We start from the raw sequence: 19,095 nt of genomic DNA, 5'->3' as shown, positions 1-19,095 counted from the left end.
ACACTTAGCCAATTTATACTAACAGAACCAAGGAGAAAAAAATGAAGAAAACATTACTTTTCTTTCTCGCATTTCTTATGGCGTTTTTCCCTGTATTTGCCAATGGACAGAAAGAAGAAGCGTCATCAAAGCCAGTGAAAAAGACACTTATTCACTTCTATGATTGGGCTCCGACTGATCAATCGATTATTGACGATTTCAACAGAGAGAATCCTGATATCGAAGTCCAGTTTCACTCAATTCCTGATAATGGTGGGGAAAAACTTGTACAGCTGGATATTCTGGCAATGGGTGGTGGCGATATAGATGTAATGCCAGGTTCTGATGGTGAACAGATGGTACGCATGAAAAATGGAATATATGCTCCTCTCGATGAATTCATCAAACGTGATGGAATCGATATGAAAGCTTCTTTTGGCAGTATCCTGAATTATGCCACCTATAACAATGTTACCTATGGATATCCCTTCCGTTCAACCGTTGAAGGTATCTGGTATAACAAAGATATGTTTGATGCAATGGGCATTCCATACCCAGATGGCACCTGGACCTGGGATGAATACAAGGAAATTGCTGGAAAGCTGACACATGGAGAAGGTGCTAATAAAGTATATGGAACGTATACTCATACCTTCAATGGACAGTGGGCTCCTGTAGGTAATGAAAAAGAATCCTGGTATGCTGAGAATGGCCTTTCCAATATAAATAGTGCATCCTTCAAGACACAGCTAGAAAGACGAAATACCCTTGATACGCTTGGATACCAACTTTCTTTCAATCAGATCAAGGCAACAAAGGCAACCCAGGCCTCATACTTTCTTGGTGGCAAATGTGCTATGGTCCAGGCAGGTTCCTGGCTTGTCCAGAACATAAAGGACCAAGGAAACTATCCTCATTCATTCAGGATTGGTATTGCACCACTCCCACGTTTCGATGAATCCATTGAAAGTTCGAATAATTTCTCCGTTGCTGCTTCCATCCTTGCAATCCCTGCAAACAGCGAACACAAAGAAGAAGCTTGGAGATTCATTCGTTATATGGTAGAAAAGGGAGCTTTGAGAATTGCCGGTACAGGGAATTACCCCTGCTATATTCCAGCCTATGATGATGAACTTATTTCAACCTTCATCAAGGGATCTGGACTTGAGATCAATGACATTAGGCCTCTCTTCGGAGAAATGAGTGCTGTTAGCCAGAAACCTACTGGTGCTGCTGCCGCGGAATATCAACAATCCATGCAAGAACAGACTCCTCTTTTCTTCAATGGTGAAAAAAGCGCTGAAGCTGTATTGCAACAAATCCAGACTATCACTGATGCAGCAATAGCAAAAGAAAAGTCAGGAAAGTAATCCTAGTAAATCTTACAGTAGCATCCTTCTGAAATTAAACAGGAGGATGCTCATATCCTGATCAGAGGGCAGAATGAAAACAAGAAAGCCATATTTTAACAACAGACAACGCAATGAAGAGATAGCAGGGTATTTATTTGTTCTTCCAAACATACTCGGCATAGTGGTTTTTGTAGCTCTGCCCATTCTATTGTCTCTTATTCTTGGTTATACAAAGTGGAATCCCATGCAAGGACTACGTGCAGTGAAATTTGTTGGCCTTGATAATTTCAAGGCAATGTTTTCCGATGCGCGTCTTATTGCTGCCTTAAAAAACAATTTCGTCTATACCTTTGCTTATGTACCGATTTCCATATTCTTGGCTTTGCTGGTAGCCTTGGCCTTGAATAAGAAAGTGTTTTGCAAAGTGCCTTTGAGACTTATGTTTTTCATGCCATATATTTCTGCAATGGTATCAGTTTCGTATGTGTGGCTCATTTTGCTTAATCCAGAAGGTGGGCCTGTCAATAATTTCCTTTCCATGCTGGGAGTGAAGGATCTTCCCGGATGGTTTTCCAGGAGCAATTCATCACTGGCAGGTATAATCATAGTCTCTGTCTGGCATGATGTCGGATACTATATGATCATATTCTTGTCAGCACTTCAATCTTTACCTAAACAAGTATATGAATCAGCTAAAATTGATGGATGCGGGTCGTTCAGGACCTTTCATTCGATCACTCTCCCCCTGATGGCAAGTAATATCCTCTTTGTTTCAATTTTAGCCACCATGAACTCCTTCAAGGTATTTGACCAGATAAACATCTTAACGGAAGGCGGTCCAGGGTATTCAACGAATGTACTTGTATATTGCATATACCATTATGCCTTCAGGGAACTTAATATCGGGTATGCGTCTTCGATAGCTGTTTTGCTTTTTGTCATTATTCTGGTTATCAGTGGCATCGAAACAAAACTAAAAGATCGATTTACTTATTAATAAGGCATGAAATCGTATGAATAATAGTACACAAGAAAAATCAAGAAAAATAATACTCACGCTTGTCCTCGCCATCTTTGCCGTACTGTGCCTCTTTCCTTTCCTCTGGATGGTATCTTCTTCATTCAAGAACGAAATCGATGTCATGGAGTTTCCGATCAGACTGATACCAAAAAACATAAATAATACGAATTACTTGACTGTCTGGACGAAAAGTAACTTTCCCAATTATTATAAAAACAGCATATTCGTAACAGGAATCACTCTTTTTGGATCATTGATTTTATCTACTATCGCTGCCTATGGGTTTGCAAGACTGCGCTTCAGAGGAAAGAAAATATTATTTGCAATCTATCTTGCAACTTTGATGGTACCTGTCCAAGTTACCCTTCTTCCCAAATACATATATTTTGGGCAATTACATCTGAACAACACTTTTTGGGCACTCATATTCCCGGGAATATTCTCGGCTTATAATGTGTATCTTATGAGGCAGTATTTCGAACCCATTCCCAAGGAACTGACGGAAGCTGCTGAAATTGATGGGGCAGGGCACTTCAGGACTTTTTTGCAAATCTGTTTCCCTCTGGTAAAAGCTGGTTTTGTAACAATGCTTCTATTCCAATTTACCTGGACTTGGAACGATTATATCAATCCCCTTATTTACTGCAATAAAGAAAGTTTGTTGACTTTGACCGTCGGGTTGCAAAGATTCCAGCAATCACAGAGTACGCATTATGCCTTGATTATGGCAGGGTGTACCCTTGCGCTCGCCCCACTGATAATCGTTTTTCTCTTTACACAGAAATATTATATCGATAGTTTTGCCACTTCAGGCGTAAAAGGATGATAAAAATGAAGAACTATGAAATCGAGAAAATTGTGAAGTCCCTTACATTGGAAGAAAAAACCTCACTTCTGTCTGGTGTTGGTCTGTGGCAGACAAAAGGTATTCCAGAGAAGGGAATACCGACAATATGGATGGCTGATGGATCAAATGGTGTAAGAATCATGAAACCCGTCGAAGGAAAAAGAGCACAAAAGACCTCTGATTTTCTGAAAGTAACGGATTTGACGCAGGATTCCCCTACAATCTGTGGGCAATACCCGGCAGTTTGCTATCCTTCAGGTTCATCCCTTGCTGCAACGTGGAATCAAGAATTAATAGAGCAAATGGCTCAAACCCTTGGTGATGAATGTCGATATTATAAAGTCAATATTTTACTTGCACCTGCTATCAATATTAAGCGTAGCCCTTTAGGCGGGCGTGGCTATGAATATTATTCAGAAGATCCTTATCTGACCGGTAAAATTGCAGAAAGTTTTATCAAGGGAGTACAATCGACGGGGGTCGGTACAAGCATCAAGCATTTCGCTGCAAACAATAGTGAAACCCTGCGCATAAATATGTCTTCTGATGTAGATGAAAGAGCTTTGCGCGAAATTTATCTATTGCCGTTTGAAATTGCGATAAAGAATGCTAAACCTTGGACTGTCATGTCCAGCTACAACCTTGTAAATGGTGTGCAAATGGCAGAGAACAAAAAAATGCTCACCGATATTCTCAGGAAGGAATGGGGATTCGAAGGCATTGTAGTATCTGATTGGGGTGGCGTCAAAGATCGAATACAAGCATTTTTTGCAGGAAATGACCTGGATATGCCTGAAAACAGACAAAACAACAAGTCAATAATGGAAGCAGTCCAGAGTGGAAGAATTCAAGAGGAAGAGCTGGATATAGTCGTATCGCGTCTTGTTGAATTTGCAATTATGGCAAAGAAAGAGGAAAGATTCACTGATGAGATTGATTTTGAGGCTCATAGGGAAATAAGCAATAAGGTTGCCGAAGAGTCTATTGTGCTTCTGAAAAATGAAGACAAGGTGCTTCCTGTAACCTCAGATAAGTATAAAAAAATAGCTATATCCGGTGCCTTTGCCAAAGAACCAAGGTATCAGGGTGGTGGTTGCACCTTGGTAAACCCGATAAAGATCACAAGCCCTCTTGAGGAAATTACCAAGGATGCCGAGGAAAAAGGTATTGAAGTCTTGTATTCTGAAGGTTACTCGCTTCGGAGCAAGAGTACTGATGAAATGATTGAAAAAGCTGTTGAGGATGCAAAGGTATCAGATGCTGCAATTATCTTTGTAGGTTTATGGACTGCCTATGATAGAGAAGGATTTGACAGGAAAAATCTTAAAATTGATGATAGTCATGTTAAACTCATCGAAAAAATTTCTGAAGTCCAAAAGAATGTAATCGTTGTCCTTAGTACCGGTGATGCTGTCGAGATGCCCTGGCTTGATAAGGTCAAAGCTGTCATTGAACAATTCTTGCCCGGGGAAACTATAGGAAAGGCAATTGCAAATATACTTTTTGGCAATACCAATCCGTCTGGAAAGCTACCTGTTACGTTCCCCAAAAGGTTGGAAGATACTCCTTCCTATCTGTTTTTCCCTGGGGAAGCAAGGCACCATATGTACGGTGAAGGTATCTTTGTGGGATATAGATATTATGAGAAGAAAAAAATTGAACCCCTTTTCCCTTTTGGATTTGGCCTTAGCTATACTGATTTCAGGTATTCTGATCTTTCCACCGATAAAAAGGCATACAAGGATGGTGAGCAAATTACTGTTTCCATGAATTTGACTAATATTGGTCAAATGGAAGGAAAGGAAATTGTTGAATTCTATGTTTCCGATGAAAAATCAACATTGGTACGTCCTGAAAGAGAACTCAAGGCCTTCTCTAAAGTCAATCTAAAATGCGGTGAGACACAAACGATAACAGTTACCTTGAATGAAAGGGATTTGTCATATTTTGATCCTGAAGTAGGTGATTGGGTTGCTGAAAGTGGGATATTTGGAATCTATGCAGCCTCGAGTGCCTCTGATATCAAGGAAAGCATCTATATTGAGTTTGAGCAAACTCATCCAAAGTATAAGAAATTATATTTGGATAGCCAGCATGTAACAGTCTTTGAAAATCCGAAGGCCAAGAAACTCTATCTTGATTTTCTTGTAAGAGAAGGTGTTATTGCTGAAAACCAGATTGAAACCATGGTACCTTTGCTGAAAGGCAATTATATGGGTATTTATAACGTCATTACTTCCTTATTGGGTGGTAATGTAACGCAAGCAGCGCTACAGAAGGTACTGGACCAAGCAAATGAATGATAGCAAAGCTTATCTAACACTGCTAAGCTAACAAGAAAAGAAAAGGGCGGCATTTCCCTCTTTGTTGGAGTGTGGTACACCTCCAACGCAAAGGAAAGGTCGTCCTTTTTCATGAATCCTTTATATTCATTCATGGTATTATATCTGGTTCATTCTTATAAAGACTCCAAAAGCCGAATCCGGCAAGAACCGAACCCTATATCTCTTGGGGGAAGGGCGTTTATGAACTTTTAAAAGTCAGTTTCATTCTCGCTTGATTCTTTCTCCTCTTCTAGTAAATCAAGGTAGATTTCTTCTACCTTTGCACGAGCCCAAGGAGTTTGCCGTAAGAATTTCAAACTTGATTTTATTCCAGGGTCGTTATAGAAACATCGAATTTCCAAGATATAATATAATTCTCTCCAACCATAATACATCACAAGATGCCGTAGCATTTGCTCAAGCGTCACTCCATGAAGTGGGTTGTTTGGTTGTTCCTGCAAATCAGATTTGGTGCGCATCGAATACATTCCTTTATTGAGAAAGTCACTAGCTTGTAAGTAATATTTTACTATCCATACTGTTGTATCTCAGAAACTATAAGGTTATTGACAATAGCTTTAAATCATAACTTTCCATACAAATTCCTGGCAATACTACCATTATCAACTTGGAGAAAAAGCATGCTATCTCCTGTTTTTTTAACATTTTCCAGGAGATCCTTCAGTATGTGAGTATCATAACCTTTTCACAGAAAATTTTCCAGAACAATAAAAACTACAAATATAATTAGGAGAATCTTCAAAACCAGAGGGCTATAATTTGGGCATCACTTTATAGGGTAATACGTGATAGAAACTTTACATACTTAATAACATATCCGTACAAAACGGACAAATGATCCTTTGTTGACCGTACACCGATCTACTATGGTAAAGCCTGCAGAAATTATATCCTTGTCCATATCCATGCCTGTAATCATTACTAATTTTTGGGTGATGCGCCTAGAAGAATTTATTATATCCATCTGTTGTTTATGGGTGACAGGGGTAAACAAACCATAGGGTAGATCAATTATTGCCACATCATACCTTTCGGTTATCTTTTGCATATCACCATTTACTATACAACTATCATATCCAAAGTATGAAATGTTTTGCTCAGCTTGTTTTGCAATGATCCAGTTAATCTCATAACCAATCACGGGAATTGCCAAGGAAAGAGCTTCAAGCACTACCGTTCCTACGCCGCAACAGGGATCTACTAATCTGGTTTGTCCCTGCTGGCCAACTGCGATATTGACAATAGCTCGAGCTGTACGTGTTTCCAAGGAATTACTATTAGTGTATGGTTTCAAGTTGTGCTTTTCCCAAGGATTCTCATTCTTTTCGTAGATGCCAAAAATCCAAAGGCCATCAATCAGGGTAGTACCAAACTGGATAGTAGGGTTCTTCATATCCACTTCACCCTGAATGACTTTGCCTAGCTCTGTAACGCTTTGTATCCAGGTTGCATAATCGAGTTTCCCTTCCTCAATTCTGAATCTTGCAAATTTGAAATTATTGACGGTAATTTTTTCATTACTTAGGATCTGCACTAACTCTTGTAAAGAAGAAGCAGTATAAAGAAGGGAAATTCTTAATTTAATGAAAGGACTTCGCGAAGGATCAATGTTTCTAGAAGAAAAAAAGTATTTCTTGGTTAGATCCTTATTAAAAAGGCTTTTCATCTCTAAAAGACATAACTCTCTTTCTTGTTCGGGATAATTAATAACGTAAAAATAGTTTTGCTCAAAAGTATTGCCCAATAGTATGCCTTTTTCCCTTACGATAACTTCTGCTCCATTCTATGCCTAAGCGCCCTAGGATAGGTATACAGCAACAAACTTGCCCATTCTTACGATAGGTTTGATATATCAAAACTCTTATTGGCTATTCTTGGAACTCTTTTCTTCATTTTCTTTTCTATAACTTTGAAATGGGCTTCTTCTGAAGGTTTGACAAACGTAATGGCTTCACCAAAATTCTCGGCTCGGCCTGTCCTTCCTATCCTATGGATAAAATCCTTGGGAGAACGTGGTAGTTCATAGTTTATTACAAAGGGAAGAAACTCAATGTCAATTCCACGGGAAAGAAGATCGGTTGCAACCAACACCCTTAAATTTCCTTGCTTAAAGGCGCTTAGTAGGTCTGTTCTCGCTCCCTGAGTCTTTTTACTATGAATTGATCTGGCCTCAATACCGTTCTTTTGCAATTTTTCGGCAACCCTGTCAGCCCTTGCCACCGAAGAGGTGAAAACCAGTACTTTTTTCATGTTCCTACTTGTAATTAGGTATCGCAAGAGAGGGCCTTTTTTATCTTCTGCAATAAAATAGGCACTCTGGGTTATGTGCTCAATGGAATCTGATTCCTCATCTATCCTAAGTACCAAAGGATCATGCAAGAGAACTTTTTCCAGGGAATTGATCCTCTCACTCAAGGTTGCCGAAAAAAGCAGATTCTGGCGTTGCTTGGGAAGTAGGGCAAATATCTGGTCCATTTCCTCCTCAAAACCGGCAGTTAACATTTTATCTGCTTCATCAAGAACTACTATTTCCAAATCAGATAAAAAAACAGACTTCACAGAGACGAGCTCCAACAATCGGCCAGGGGTAGCAACGAGAATGTTTACATTTCTCATAGCCATCATCTGTGGATTGATCGAAGCTCCACCAAAGACAGCCAAGGCTTTTAGATCCAATGCCGACTCCTGGATATACTTGGAAAACACGGAATGGACTTGAGCAGCGAGCTCTCTTGTAGGAACCATGACCAGCACCTGGATATACCTATTTTTCAGAACTTCTTTTTTTTGCAACTGCATAAGAATGGGCAATACATAGCTAAGGGTTTTTCCTGATCCTGTTTTTGCAATGCCAAGAATATCCTTATTATCCAAAATTGCTGGAATTACTTCTGTTTGAATAGGATAGGGTGTTGTTATGTTTTCCCGCTCCAAAGCAGCTAAAAGAGATTCTGAGATTCCCAAAGAAATAAATGACATATGCGTTAGATCCTTTTACACTACTTAGTTTGCTTAATTGGCTAGGGTAGTCTATCCTTTGGGAATCATACGCTATTGCCTCTTGAGAGTACAGATGCACAAAAGAGAAGCATGGCATCCCAAAAGATATGAAAGCTCCGTACAATTGATGATATCGGTGTAGAGGAAATCCAGAGGTATGCAAAGACCATCAAGAGGCACATCAATACTAAGTCCTTGATCTCGTGAGGAAAACAGGAAGGGGCGAACAACCTGATCAAGACGGCTTCCTATGGTTTCTGCGACACCCAGTACTTCTTCTGGAAGATCATGGAGGCAAGCAGGAGAACCTACCTATGATACAAATCCCACAGAATTCTGAGTTGAGCTAAAAAAAAAGCAACCAATTTGCTATTAACAAATCAGTTGCCTTTATGGGCGCGATTGGGTTTGAACCAACGACTTCTACCGTGTGAATCTATACACAGCTTACAATTAATTACTATTTATTACCGTATCTTACTATGAATATTAGACTTAGTAAAGCAACTTTTACCATTTGCTGATGAAGGCTAATAAGGGCTGAGACGGGTAAGACTTGCGTGAAAACTTGCGTGTCAGAAAATCATTTTCTTAATAGTAATATAAGAAAAAATGATTTACCCTAGATTGAACGATATTGAATTTTTGAAAAAGTTTTCAGCAAAATCAGGAAGTAAGCAAATGGAATTCAAACTTAGATTTCCCGAAACAGAAATAGTTAAGTATGCTAAGAGCTATAGCTATACTCGAAATATTCAGGATGTTTTAAAAAATATTGATCCGATTCAATCAAAATTATTTTTGAAGAAGCAAGATTTAATTTATCTTGCAGGTTGGAAAGCACCGAGAATTGGAGTCTGTAAATTTTCCTGTGTAACTGGCTTTCTTACGCATGGGAAAATCTATCCCCATATTCTACCAAAAGTCTATTTATGACCGGTCCCCAGTCACAGACCGGCATGGTCCACCGTTTCGAGGCCTGCTGGATGGCCAGGTACACGATCTTGATCGCCGAGGTGTCATTGGGAAAGATCCTGCGATTCCTGGTCCACTTCCGGATGACGCTGTTCAGTGATTCGATGGCATTCGTGGTGTAGATCACCTTCCGTATCTCGTCAGGATACTCGAACATGGTAATCAGATTCTCCCAATTCCGTTCCCACATCTTGCTGATCGATCCGTACTTGGCATCCCATTTCTCCGAGAATGCCGCCAGCTCCGTTTCGGCTTCTTCCACGGTAAGGGAAGCATAGATCCTTTTCAGGTCCCGTGCAACTTCTTTCCTGTCCTTGTAGGAAACGTACTTCAGCGAGTTCCTCACCATATGGACCGTGCACAGCTGTATCTTTGTCCGGGGGAATACGGCATTGATCGCCTCAGGGAAGCCGGTAAGGCCATCCACACAGGCTATGAAGATATCCCGCACCCCTCTCTGCTGCATCTCGGTGAGTACCGACATCCAGAACTTCGAGCCTTCGTTCTCGCTGATCCAGAGGCCCAACAGTTCCTTCCTGCCGTCCGTATTGATTCCCAGTGCAAGGCAGATCGATTTCGTGGTGACTCTCTTGTCCTGGTGGATCTTCACCACAATGCAATCCAGATACACGATCGGATATACGCTGTCCAGGGGTCGGGCCTGCCATTCGCGCACCTCATCCACCACGGCTTCCGTGACCTGTGAGATCAGGGTATGGGATACTTCCACCCCATACAATTCCTGCAATGATTCGGCGATATCCCGTGTGGATTGTCCCTTCGCATATAACAGGAGTATCTTGTCGTCCAGCCCGGTGAAACGCCGTTGCCCCTTCTGCACAATCTGGGGAGCGAAGCTGCTTTCCCTGTCCCGAGGGGTCTCCAGATCGAATTCACCGGATTCTGTCTTCAGCTTCTTTCTGCTGTACCCGTTGCGACTGTTCTGCTTGTTCCTGCCCGATGGTTCATGCTTCCCATAGCCGAGATGTACATCCATTTCCGCTTCGAGGGCCTTCTCAAGGGTCTTTTTCATCAACTCTGAGAATGAGGCACTCAGATCCTTTTCGGAGGTGACTCCCTTGGCCAACTCTTCGGCCATCTGATCAAGTTTGTCTCTTTCCATGATACTGCTCATTCTATACTCCTCCGCCCTTACCGGGCTACCTAGAATTTGCAGTTACACAGTTTTATTTACAGAGTCTTTATATCTTGTATATATATTTTTCAAAATATTAATCTGCCATAACAATTATCTAAACTGTCAAGAATTTAAGGTATAAAGATGAAAACAAAAAGCCCTTGTTATTAATATGTTTCCAAGGGTTACTGTAATTATTATAAAGTATTATTCAGTAGTAATGTATGTTATTGATTGTTTTCAATATTTACTAACTCATAATATTGAATAGATTCATTAGTAAGAGGATTTTCAGTTTGGGTAATGTTGCAGAGTAAAAACACTTTTTGATTTAAATGCAGGGATTCAACTTCTTCTAGGAGCTTAATAGGAAATAGTATACGAATCAAATTTCCTTTATCAGTACGTAAATGTATTCGTTCACGTTTACTCAACAGTTCTATAGTTCCATGAACCAAATTTTCCGTTTCCTTTTTTATCTTAGTTGATCCTAACGCAGATGTTATCCGAGAAACCTGTTCAGGAGATGCTATCCAATTCCGAATAGTATGCCCTTCATGTTTCCAATTAATTTCTAAAGCACCTGAAAGTGAGTTGATAGTGTTGAACAAATCCTTTAGATTTTTTGCACTTGATGGACCCAAGTCCATTATAGCTTCAAGAAACTTATCACCTTCACCATATGTCTCCAAAACATTAATAAATCGCTCGATTGTATTTTTAGCCAACCCCTCATCAAATAAATCTCTATTGGAAATTGCCGAAATAAGAAGTCTCGTAGATCCAGGTAAAATGCCCATTAACCGTAAATTCAAGTTTTTATATATTGAATTTGGGACTTTCTTTTTCTCAGCACCTACCTGTACAAGACGGTGCGCAGCATGTCCAAACATTTTGCGAAACTCATCTGCAATCTTTGCTACAATATCGAGGGGAACAGAACCTGGTTGAAATGAATCGACTATCATTCTAAAATCAAGTAACTCATAGCCTCTACCTATATTTTCAATTCTAACTTTATTTTCTAACTCGTCTATATGAGAACGTAAAGAACAAGATTGCAATTCATAAGCTAAATCGCCTTCTTTAGCTTTTAAATCCGATTCAATGAGTAATTTCTTTGCTTCTTCAAGAAATTCATTTGTGCTCTTGTTCATATATTCACCCTAATACGTGCAATACCCTTTGGTTCATCTCTTCTGTCAAAACCAAACCATCCTCTCCAATAACTTTTTAACTTTTCATTCTCTAATACGCAAAAATATACATCACAGCCGAATGATTGCTTTGCCAAATAATTATCTAGCAACTTAACCAATGCTCTCTGATCAGAGGAAGATAAAGAATTGTAATCTGAACTGGAAAATAATACTAGGAGATCAATATCTCCAGGATCCATCTTATTTGTTACAAAAGAACCATCGATCCATATTTCATATGTAAATAAATAATTTTTTAAAGCTGAAATATATATTTTTAATCCCTCAATTAATTGACTTCTAGTTTTCGATCCAGGGAATCCGTTCAAAAAATATTTTTCAAGAGATTTATCTTCAATATCATTAAAGCCTGGAGAGAACAAAGGTGAAAAACTCATTGCAAACCTTCTTCGCAATATTGCTAAAATTTTCAATATAAACAAAGAATATTAATTCTTTATTATTAGTTATATTAGGCTAGTGATTATTCTACGTCAAGAAAAACAAATTTATTGTCTTTTGTCTTTGGCACAGAAAGTTTTGAAGTCATCTATTTGTTGAATTTAGATGAGTCAATTTGGAATAATGAAAATTAATATCCTAAGTAATTAAAAAATATATTAAATATAAGGTCTTATTATAGCAATAATAAATAGCATTATTAAATTTCGATCTCAAATCCTCTCAATATTTGATAATCAATAAAGAATTTATTAGGTGAAAATAATAAACTTAAATCAATATCCTATTGTGCTTTAATCATAATTATTATTACAAATAGTTCTTTGTAAAAAAATATGGTAATACCTATTAGAAGTGGCAGAAATCTATTATTACGATTAAAATCTGAATTTAAACTTGCCCTTATTGTTTAGCACTCCATTTTTCATCCTTTTAATGTAATTTTGTTCAATCAGCTATATTTTCATGCTATAGTAAACGCAAATTTACTTTGGGTTTTGTACCGTCAAATGGTTATTTGTTGTACAGATTCCCTTTTTTGAGGAAATATGGCTAAAACAAAGAAACAAACCAATGGGGCTTCATTAGGGTTTGAAGCTACCCTATGGGCTGCTGCTGATAAATTACGAAGCAATATGGATGCTGCAGAATACAAACATGTTGTATTGGGGCTCATCTTCTTGAAATACATCTCCGATTCATTCGAGGAATTGCATAAAGAACTTAGAGAAGAACTTGAAGCAGATCCTGAAGATGTAGATGAATATATTGCAAAGAATGTGTTTTGGGTTCAAAAGCAGGCCAGATGGTCATTTATTCAGGCAAACGCAAAACTTCCAAATATTGGAAGTCTGATTGATGATGCAATGGATTCAATTGAGAAAGATAACAAGTCACTTAAAGGGGTACTTCCAAAAAACTATTCAAGGTATCAGCATGAGCTGAGTGACAAGCTTGGAGAATTGATCGATCTTATAGGAACTATCGGACTTGGTGACAAAGAAAACAGATCAAAAGATATCCTTGGTCGAGTGTATGAATATTTTCTCACTATGTTTGCTTCTGCCGAAGGAAAGAATGGCGGTCAATTCTTTACTCCAAGATGTATAGTTGCGTTGATTGTTGAAATGCTTTCTCCTTTCAAGAATTCCCGTGTATTTGACCCTGCCTGTGGTTCCGGTGGTTTCTTTGTCCAATCTGAAAGATTCATTGAAAGCCATGCAGGACAAGTAGGGGATATCTCGGTGTTTGGACAGGAATCAAATGCCACTACCTGGAGACTGGCAAAGATGAACCTGGCTATCAGGGGAATAGGTGCAAACCTTGGACCTAGAGACGGAGATTCTTTTCTTAATGATCTTCACCCGACATTAAAGGCCGATTTTGTTATGGCAAACCCTCCATTTAATATGAAGGACTGGGGACAACCACAACTTCAAAATGATGTTCGCTGGAAATACGGTCTTCCTCCTGCTAATAATGCTAACTTTGCCTGGGTTCAGCATTTTCTTGCTCACCTTGCACCACATGGATTGGCTGGTTTTGTCTTGGCAAATGGTTCTATGTCTTCCAATACTTCAGGTGAGGGAGAAATCCGAAAAGCAATGGTCAATGACGATTTGGTTGATTGCATGATTTCTCTACCTGGACAGCTTTTTTATTCCACTCAAATTCCTGTATGCCTTTGGTTCCTTGCAAGAAATAAGGCAGATTCTAAATTCAGGGCTCGTACCGGGGAAACTTTATTTATTGATGCAAGAAAATTGGGTTCTATGGTTGATAGAACACATAAAGAATTCAGTGATGAAGATATTGCATTAATAAAGGATACCTATCATGCCTGGAGAGGAGATGAGGGTGTTGAGAAAACATATGAAGACATTAAAGGCTTTTGTTTCTCCGCTAAAAGGGAGGAGATTGAAAACCAAAATTATATCCTAACTCCAGGTCGATATGTAGGGGCGGAAGACATTGAGGAAGATGACGAAGACTTTGATGACAAGATGAAGCGGTTAACTGCAAAACTCAAGGAACAAGTTGCTCAATCAGAAGAGCTTTCCAAAGAGATTTTTAAGAATCTAAAGGTACTGGGATATGGAAATTGATTATCTGAAAAATTTTCAATTATATACTCCATATTTTCCTTCAAAGTGGACTCAAATCCCTTTGTATGAACTTGCTACATGGGTTAATGGATTAGCATTCCGTGAAATAAATTTCTCAAAAATTGGTCGACCAATTATTAAGATATCAGAAATTAAAAATGGAATATCTGTTCAAACAAAATTTACGGATTCTTCTTATAATAATTCTATATTTATTCAAAAAGGTGACATGCTTTTTTGTTGGTCTGGTCAACCAGAAACTTCAATTGATATTCATTATTGGAGAGAAATGGAAGGCTGGTTGAATCAGCATATATATAAAATTATTGTAAAAAAAATATGTGAACCTGACTTTTTTTATTACATCATGAAATATATAAAGCCAAATTTGATTAGTATTGCACGAAACAAGCAAACCACAGGGTTGGGGCATGTAACAAAAAAAGACTTACAATCAATAATTGTTAGTTATCCTGAAATTAAATTGCAAAAAGCAATTTCTAAAATTCTTGTGCCTTTGGATGCCCAGATTGACCTTCTTAATAAAATGAACGAAACCCTAGAATCAATGGCCCGAGCCCTCTTCAAAAGCTGGTTTGTTGATTTTGATCCTGTTCGTAAGAAAGTAGCAGGGGAACCGACTGGGCTTTCTCCAGAGATTGATGCTTTGTTTCCTGATTCTTTTGAAGAATCAGAACTTGGAGATATACCTAAAGGCTGGCAAATTAAAGATATTGGGGAGGTAGTTGATATTGTTGGAGGATCCACGCCCAGTACAAAAAAAACATCTTTCTGGAATGGTGATTTCTCTTTTGCAACACCTAAAGATTTATCAAATGCTGATAGTCCAATTTTAATAAATACTGAACGCAAGATTACAGAACAAGGAGTTAGTCAAATTTCCTCACAGTTACTACCAAAAGGCACTTTGTTGCTATCGTCACGGGCTCCTATAGGATATTTATCTTTGACTGATATTCCTGTTTCGATTAATCAAGGATTTATCGCAGTAAAAAAGGAAAGTAAATTACCTCCTAACTATATGTATTTCTGGTTAAAAGAAAATATGGAACTTATAAAAGGAAACGCTAATGGCACTACATTTCAAGAAATAAGTAAAAGTAATTTTCGAATGATTAAAACTATTTTCCCAAATAATGAGATTATTGATAACTTTAAAAATTACATCACTATAATTATCAAACAAATAACCAACAATACTTATGAATCAAAAAATTTGAAAAATCTCCGTGACAATCTCCTTCCCAAACTCATCTCTGGTGAGCTTGAGATTCCTGATATCGATGCTATTTTGGAGAAAGCAAAATGAATACTGGATTGAATGAAGCTGATGTTGAGAATATAGCTATCTCGCTGTTCAAGGAGCTTGGCTATTCATATCTCTCCGGGCCTAATATTGCCCCTGATACGCTTTATGCTGAACGGGTATCCTATAACGATAGTTACCTTCCTCAGCGGTTGCTTTCCGCTCTAGTTTCACTCAATCCTGGTATTCCGACTCTTGCTTTGGAAGATGCAGCAAAACGAATCACAAGAACTATTTCCCCCTCTTTGTTAGAACAGAACCATGCTTTTCACAGGATGTTGGTTGATGGCGTTCCTGTTTCCTATAGGAAAGGGGACAGGTTAATAGAAAAGAAAGCCCATGTAGTTGATTTCTTTGATCCCTCAAAGAATGATTGGCTTGTAGTCAACCAGTTTACGATTATCGAGAACAAGATCAATCGTAGACCAGATTTATTGGTCTTTCTCAATGGGCTTCCCATTGCCATATTTGAATTAAAAAATCCTTCCAATGAAAAAACAACTATATGGAATGCCTTTGACCAGATTCAAACCTATAAATATCAGCTTCCTTCTTTATTCAACTTCAATTGCTTGATTGCTATATCCGATGGCTTGGAAGCACGTTTGGGTTCACTTACTTCAGATAAGGAACGATTCAGTGTATGGAAGACAATTGAAGGAGAAAACCTTGCTCCATCAACAATGAGCCAAATGGAAGTTCTCATTAAAGGCGTCTTCGAAAAGAAACGGTTACTTGCCTTTATAAAGTATTTCATAGTGTTTGAATCAGATAGCAAGGGTAGCTGGATTAAGAAAATCTCAGCATACCATCAATACCATGCAGTCAATACAGCCGTGGAAGAAACGTTAAGGGCTTCTACTGAGTCCTACGCAAGTGAAGCAGCAGATAATCCACCTTTTGGAAGTAAGGCCTTCAGGAGAAAGGGAGATAAGCGTATAGGCGTTGTTTGGCATACTACAGGATCTGGGAAAAGTCTTTCAATGGTTTTCTATGCTGGGAAAATTATCCAACATCCTCAAATGGAAAATCCGACAATCGTTGTTATAACTGACCGCAATGATTTGGATAACCAATTGTTCCAGACATTCAGTGATTGCTCTGAGATGCTAAGGCAAACACCTGTACAGGCTGATAGTCGAGAAAAGCTAAAGGAACTGCTCAGGGTAGCCTCTGGCGGTGTGGTATTCTCTACTATCCAGAAGTTCATGCCAGAGGAGAAGGGAGCCCAATATCCAGTGCTCTCTAACCGTTGGAACATCGTCGTAATTGCAGATGAAGCACATAGAAGCCAATATGACTTCATTGATGGGTATGCCAGGAATTTGCACGAGGCACTTCCCAATGCTTCGTTCATCGGCTTTACAGGAACGCCTATAGAATTGGCTGATAAGAATACAAAGGCAGTTTTTGGCGATTATATCTCCATTTACGATATTCAAAGAGCTGTGGAAGATCATGCAACAGTTCCCATTTATTATGAATCAAGGTTAGCAAAACTAATATTGAAAGAAAGCGAAAAGCCCCATATCGATTCGGAATTTGAAGAAATCACCGAATCTGAAGAAGTCGATACCAGACAGAAACTCAAATCAAAATGGGCAGCCTTGGAATCCTTGGTCGGTTCAGAACAAAGGCTTAATCAGATTGCAAAAGATCTGGTAAGCCATTGGGAAAGTCGTTTAGAGTCCTTGAATGGTAAGGCTATGATTGTCTGTATGTCTCGACGTATTTGTGTTGAGATGTATAACAAATTAACAGCTCTTCGTCCTGAATGGGCTTCAGAGGATGATGATTCGGGAGTCGTGAAAGTTGTAATGACTGGTTCAGCATCTGATGAATTATCATGGCAGCAACATATACGAAACGGAGCTAGGAGGAAAGATCTAGCCCATAAGTTCAAGGACTCTAAAAGTTCTTTCAAGATTGTTATTGTCAGGGATATGTGGCTGACTGGTTTTGATGTGCCTGAACTTACAACGATGTATATCGACAAACCAATGGCAGGGCATGGTTTGATGCAAGCAATCTCAAGGGTAAACAGGGTATTCAAGGATAAACCGGGAGGACTTGTTGTCGACTACATTGGTATAGCAGACAGTCTGAAACTTGCTTTGAATACCTATGCTGCATCAGGGGGGAAAGGAAACACCGCTATCGACAAGGAAACCGCCGTTGCAATTATGATGGAGAAATATGAGATTGTTTGTGATTTATTACATGGTTTCGACTGGGCTGATTGGTTTTCCTCCCAGCCTAGCAAGAGATTGGGAGTTAGTCTCAATGTAAAGGAATTTATCCTTGCTAAGAAAGATGGAAAGAAAGATTTTCTCAAATATGTTACTGAATTATCTCAAGCTTTTGCTCTGTCAGTTCCTCATGAGAAAACAACCGAAATACGTGACGATGTCGCATTCTTTCAGGCTGTGCGTTCTGCGCTAGCAAAAGAGACAGTAGACGGGAAGAGAGGTCCTGAAGATATCGAATTTGCAATCAAGCAATTGGTTTCCGATGCTGTGTCAGCAGATGGTGTAGTAGATGTCTTTACTGCTGCCGGTTTGAATAAACCTAACATTTCGATTCTTACTGACGAGTTTTTGGCAGAAGTTAAGGGAATGCCACAGAAAAACTTGGCAGTTGAGCTTCTAACTAAGTTGTTAAAGCAGGAAATTAAAGATCCGAAGACTAGCAGGAATGTAACCCAGGCTAAAGCTTTCTCTGAAATGCTGGAGGCTTCCTTGAAAAAATATGAGAGCAGGGCAATAGAAACAGCACAGGTAATAGAAGAATTAATTGCATTGGGCAAAGACATGAGAGAAGCCAGAAAAAGGGGTGCATCACTTGGCCTCAATGATGACGAGATTGCTTTCTACGACTCATTGGGATTGAACGAGTCGGCAGTTCGTGAACTTGGGGACGATACGCTCAAAGCCATTGCCCGGGAACTTGTGAAAAGTTTGAAGGCAAACCTAAAGATAGATTGGGCTCAAAGAGAGTCTGTACGCGCTCAGATCAGAATAGCTATCAAGAGGATACTCAAACGCTACAAGTACCCACCAGACAAGCAGGAGAGGGCAATCAAGACGGTTATTGACCAAGCTGAAGAGCTGTACGGAGATTGGATAGCATAACAATAAGGGGGGGGTAATGAGAGGAAAAGTAAATAGATAATATTTATCGCTAGACTTTGATTTAACCCTCTTTATTTATGTTGTCATAAATAGTTGAGTTTCAGTCATCAGGATAATATGTTTTTCTTTTATATTTTAAAAGAAATTAGTTTTTTGAAATTTATATCTGCCACAATCAAAGAATACGACACTTTGAATATTTTTATTGTCTGTA

The 19,095-nt window shown here is 38.9% G+C and carries 13 protein-coding genes; 7 read left to right on the top strand and 6 right to left on the bottom strand.

Annotated elements, in window-relative coordinates; genetic code table 11:
• Positions 1-41 precede the first annotated feature (41 nt).
• The 4 genes from ACHZBG_RS10325 to ACHZBG_RS10310 all read left to right on the top strand — a co-directional run bounded on the left by ACHZBG_RS10325 (position 42) and on the right by ACHZBG_RS10310 (position 5,502).
• The gene (locus ACHZBG_RS10325; RefSeq protein ID WP_320129371.1) at positions 42-1,349 is read left to right on the top strand and encodes a sugar ABC transporter substrate-binding protein; all 1,308 of its coding nucleotides are present in this window, start codon (positions 42-44) and stop codon (positions 1,347-1,349) included.
• Positions 1,350-1,422: 73 nt separating this feature from the next.
• A complete protein-coding gene (locus ACHZBG_RS10320) occupies positions 1,423-2,328 on the top strand; it encodes a sugar ABC transporter permease (protein ID WP_320129370.1) in 906 nt (301 codons plus the stop codon).
• Positions 2,329-2,344: 16 nt separating this feature from the next.
• Entirely contained in the window at positions 2,345-3,178 is an 834-nt protein-coding gene (locus ACHZBG_RS10315; protein WP_320129369.1) for a carbohydrate ABC transporter permease, read from the top strand.
• Between the two features lie 5 nt (positions 3,179-3,183).
• Positions 3,184-5,502 carry a glycoside hydrolase family 3 C-terminal domain-containing protein gene (locus tag ACHZBG_RS10310; protein ID WP_320129368.1) on the top strand — a complete coding sequence of 773 codons (2,319 nt, stop codon included), beginning with the start codon at positions 3,184-3,186 and terminating at the stop codon, positions 5,500-5,502.
• A gap of 230 nt (positions 5,503-5,732) precedes the next feature.
• Here the strand turns inward: ACHZBG_RS10310 and ACHZBG_RS10305 are convergent, their stop codons facing one another.
• From ACHZBG_RS10305 to ACHZBG_RS10280, 6 genes are all read right to left on the bottom strand, one after another.
• Positions 5,733-6,002 (bottom strand): VF530 family protein, encoded by a 270-nt coding sequence (locus ACHZBG_RS10305; RefSeq protein ID WP_320129367.1) that lies wholly within the window; start codon positions 6,000-6,002, stop codon positions 5,733-5,735.
• A 347-nt stretch (positions 6,003-6,349) separates the two neighbouring features.
• Complete coding sequence (locus ACHZBG_RS10300) at positions 6,350-7,288, bottom strand: SAM-dependent methyltransferase (RefSeq protein WP_320129366.1); 939 nt, start codon at positions 7,286-7,288, stop codon at positions 6,350-6,352.
• 89 nt (positions 7,289-7,377) lie between these two features.
• Positions 7,378-8,523, bottom strand: coding sequence for a DEAD/DEAH box helicase (locus tag ACHZBG_RS10295; RefSeq protein WP_320129365.1), 1,146 nt, complete (start codon positions 8,521-8,523; stop codon positions 7,378-7,380).
• A 907-nt stretch (positions 8,524-9,430) separates the two neighbouring features.
• Positions 9,431-10,642, bottom strand: coding sequence for an IS256 family transposase (locus ACHZBG_RS10290; RefSeq protein WP_320129404.1), 1,212 nt, complete (start codon positions 10,640-10,642; stop codon positions 9,431-9,433).
• Between the two features lie 242 nt (positions 10,643-10,884).
• Positions 10,885-11,814, bottom strand: a complete 930-nt coding sequence (locus tag ACHZBG_RS10285; RefSeq protein ID WP_320129364.1) for a hypothetical protein — start codon at positions 11,812-11,814, stop codon at positions 10,885-10,887.
• Positions 11,811-12,254 carry a DUF6932 family protein gene (locus ACHZBG_RS10280; RefSeq protein ID WP_320129363.1) on the bottom strand — a complete coding sequence of 148 codons (444 nt, stop codon included), beginning with the start codon at positions 12,252-12,254 and terminating at the stop codon, positions 11,811-11,813. Before ACHZBG_RS10280 ends, ACHZBG_RS10285 begins: the two co-directional genes overlap by 4 nt.
• A 612-nt stretch (positions 12,255-12,866) precedes the next feature.
• On the opposite strand from ACHZBG_RS10280, the gene ACHZBG_RS10275 reads away from it, so the two are divergent.
• From ACHZBG_RS10275 to ACHZBG_RS10265, 3 genes are read left to right on the top strand one after another with little or no spacing between them, the layout of a single operon-like run.
• The gene (locus tag ACHZBG_RS10275) at positions 12,867-14,423 is read left to right on the top strand and encodes a class I SAM-dependent DNA methyltransferase (protein ID WP_320129362.1); all 1,557 of its coding nucleotides are present in this window, start codon (positions 12,867-12,869) and stop codon (positions 14,421-14,423) included.
• Entirely contained in the window at positions 14,413-15,753 is a 1,341-nt protein-coding gene (locus tag ACHZBG_RS10270) for a restriction endonuclease subunit S (protein WP_320129361.1), read from the top strand. The genes ACHZBG_RS10275 and ACHZBG_RS10270 overlap by 11 nt, the downstream gene beginning before the upstream one ends.
• A complete protein-coding gene (locus tag ACHZBG_RS10265; RefSeq protein ID WP_320129360.1) occupies positions 15,750-18,881 on the top strand; it encodes a type I restriction endonuclease subunit R in 3,132 nt (1,043 codons plus the stop codon). Before ACHZBG_RS10270 ends, ACHZBG_RS10265 begins: the two co-directional genes overlap by 4 nt.
• Positions 18,882-19,095 lie beyond the last annotated feature (214 nt).

The organism is uncultured Sphaerochaeta sp. (assembly GCF_963676625.2).
In the GTDB taxonomy this organism is placed as follows: domain Bacteria; phylum Spirochaetota; class Spirochaetia; order Sphaerochaetales; family Sphaerochaetaceae; genus Sphaerochaeta.
This window is presented reverse-complemented; position numbering and strand designations above follow the sequence as displayed.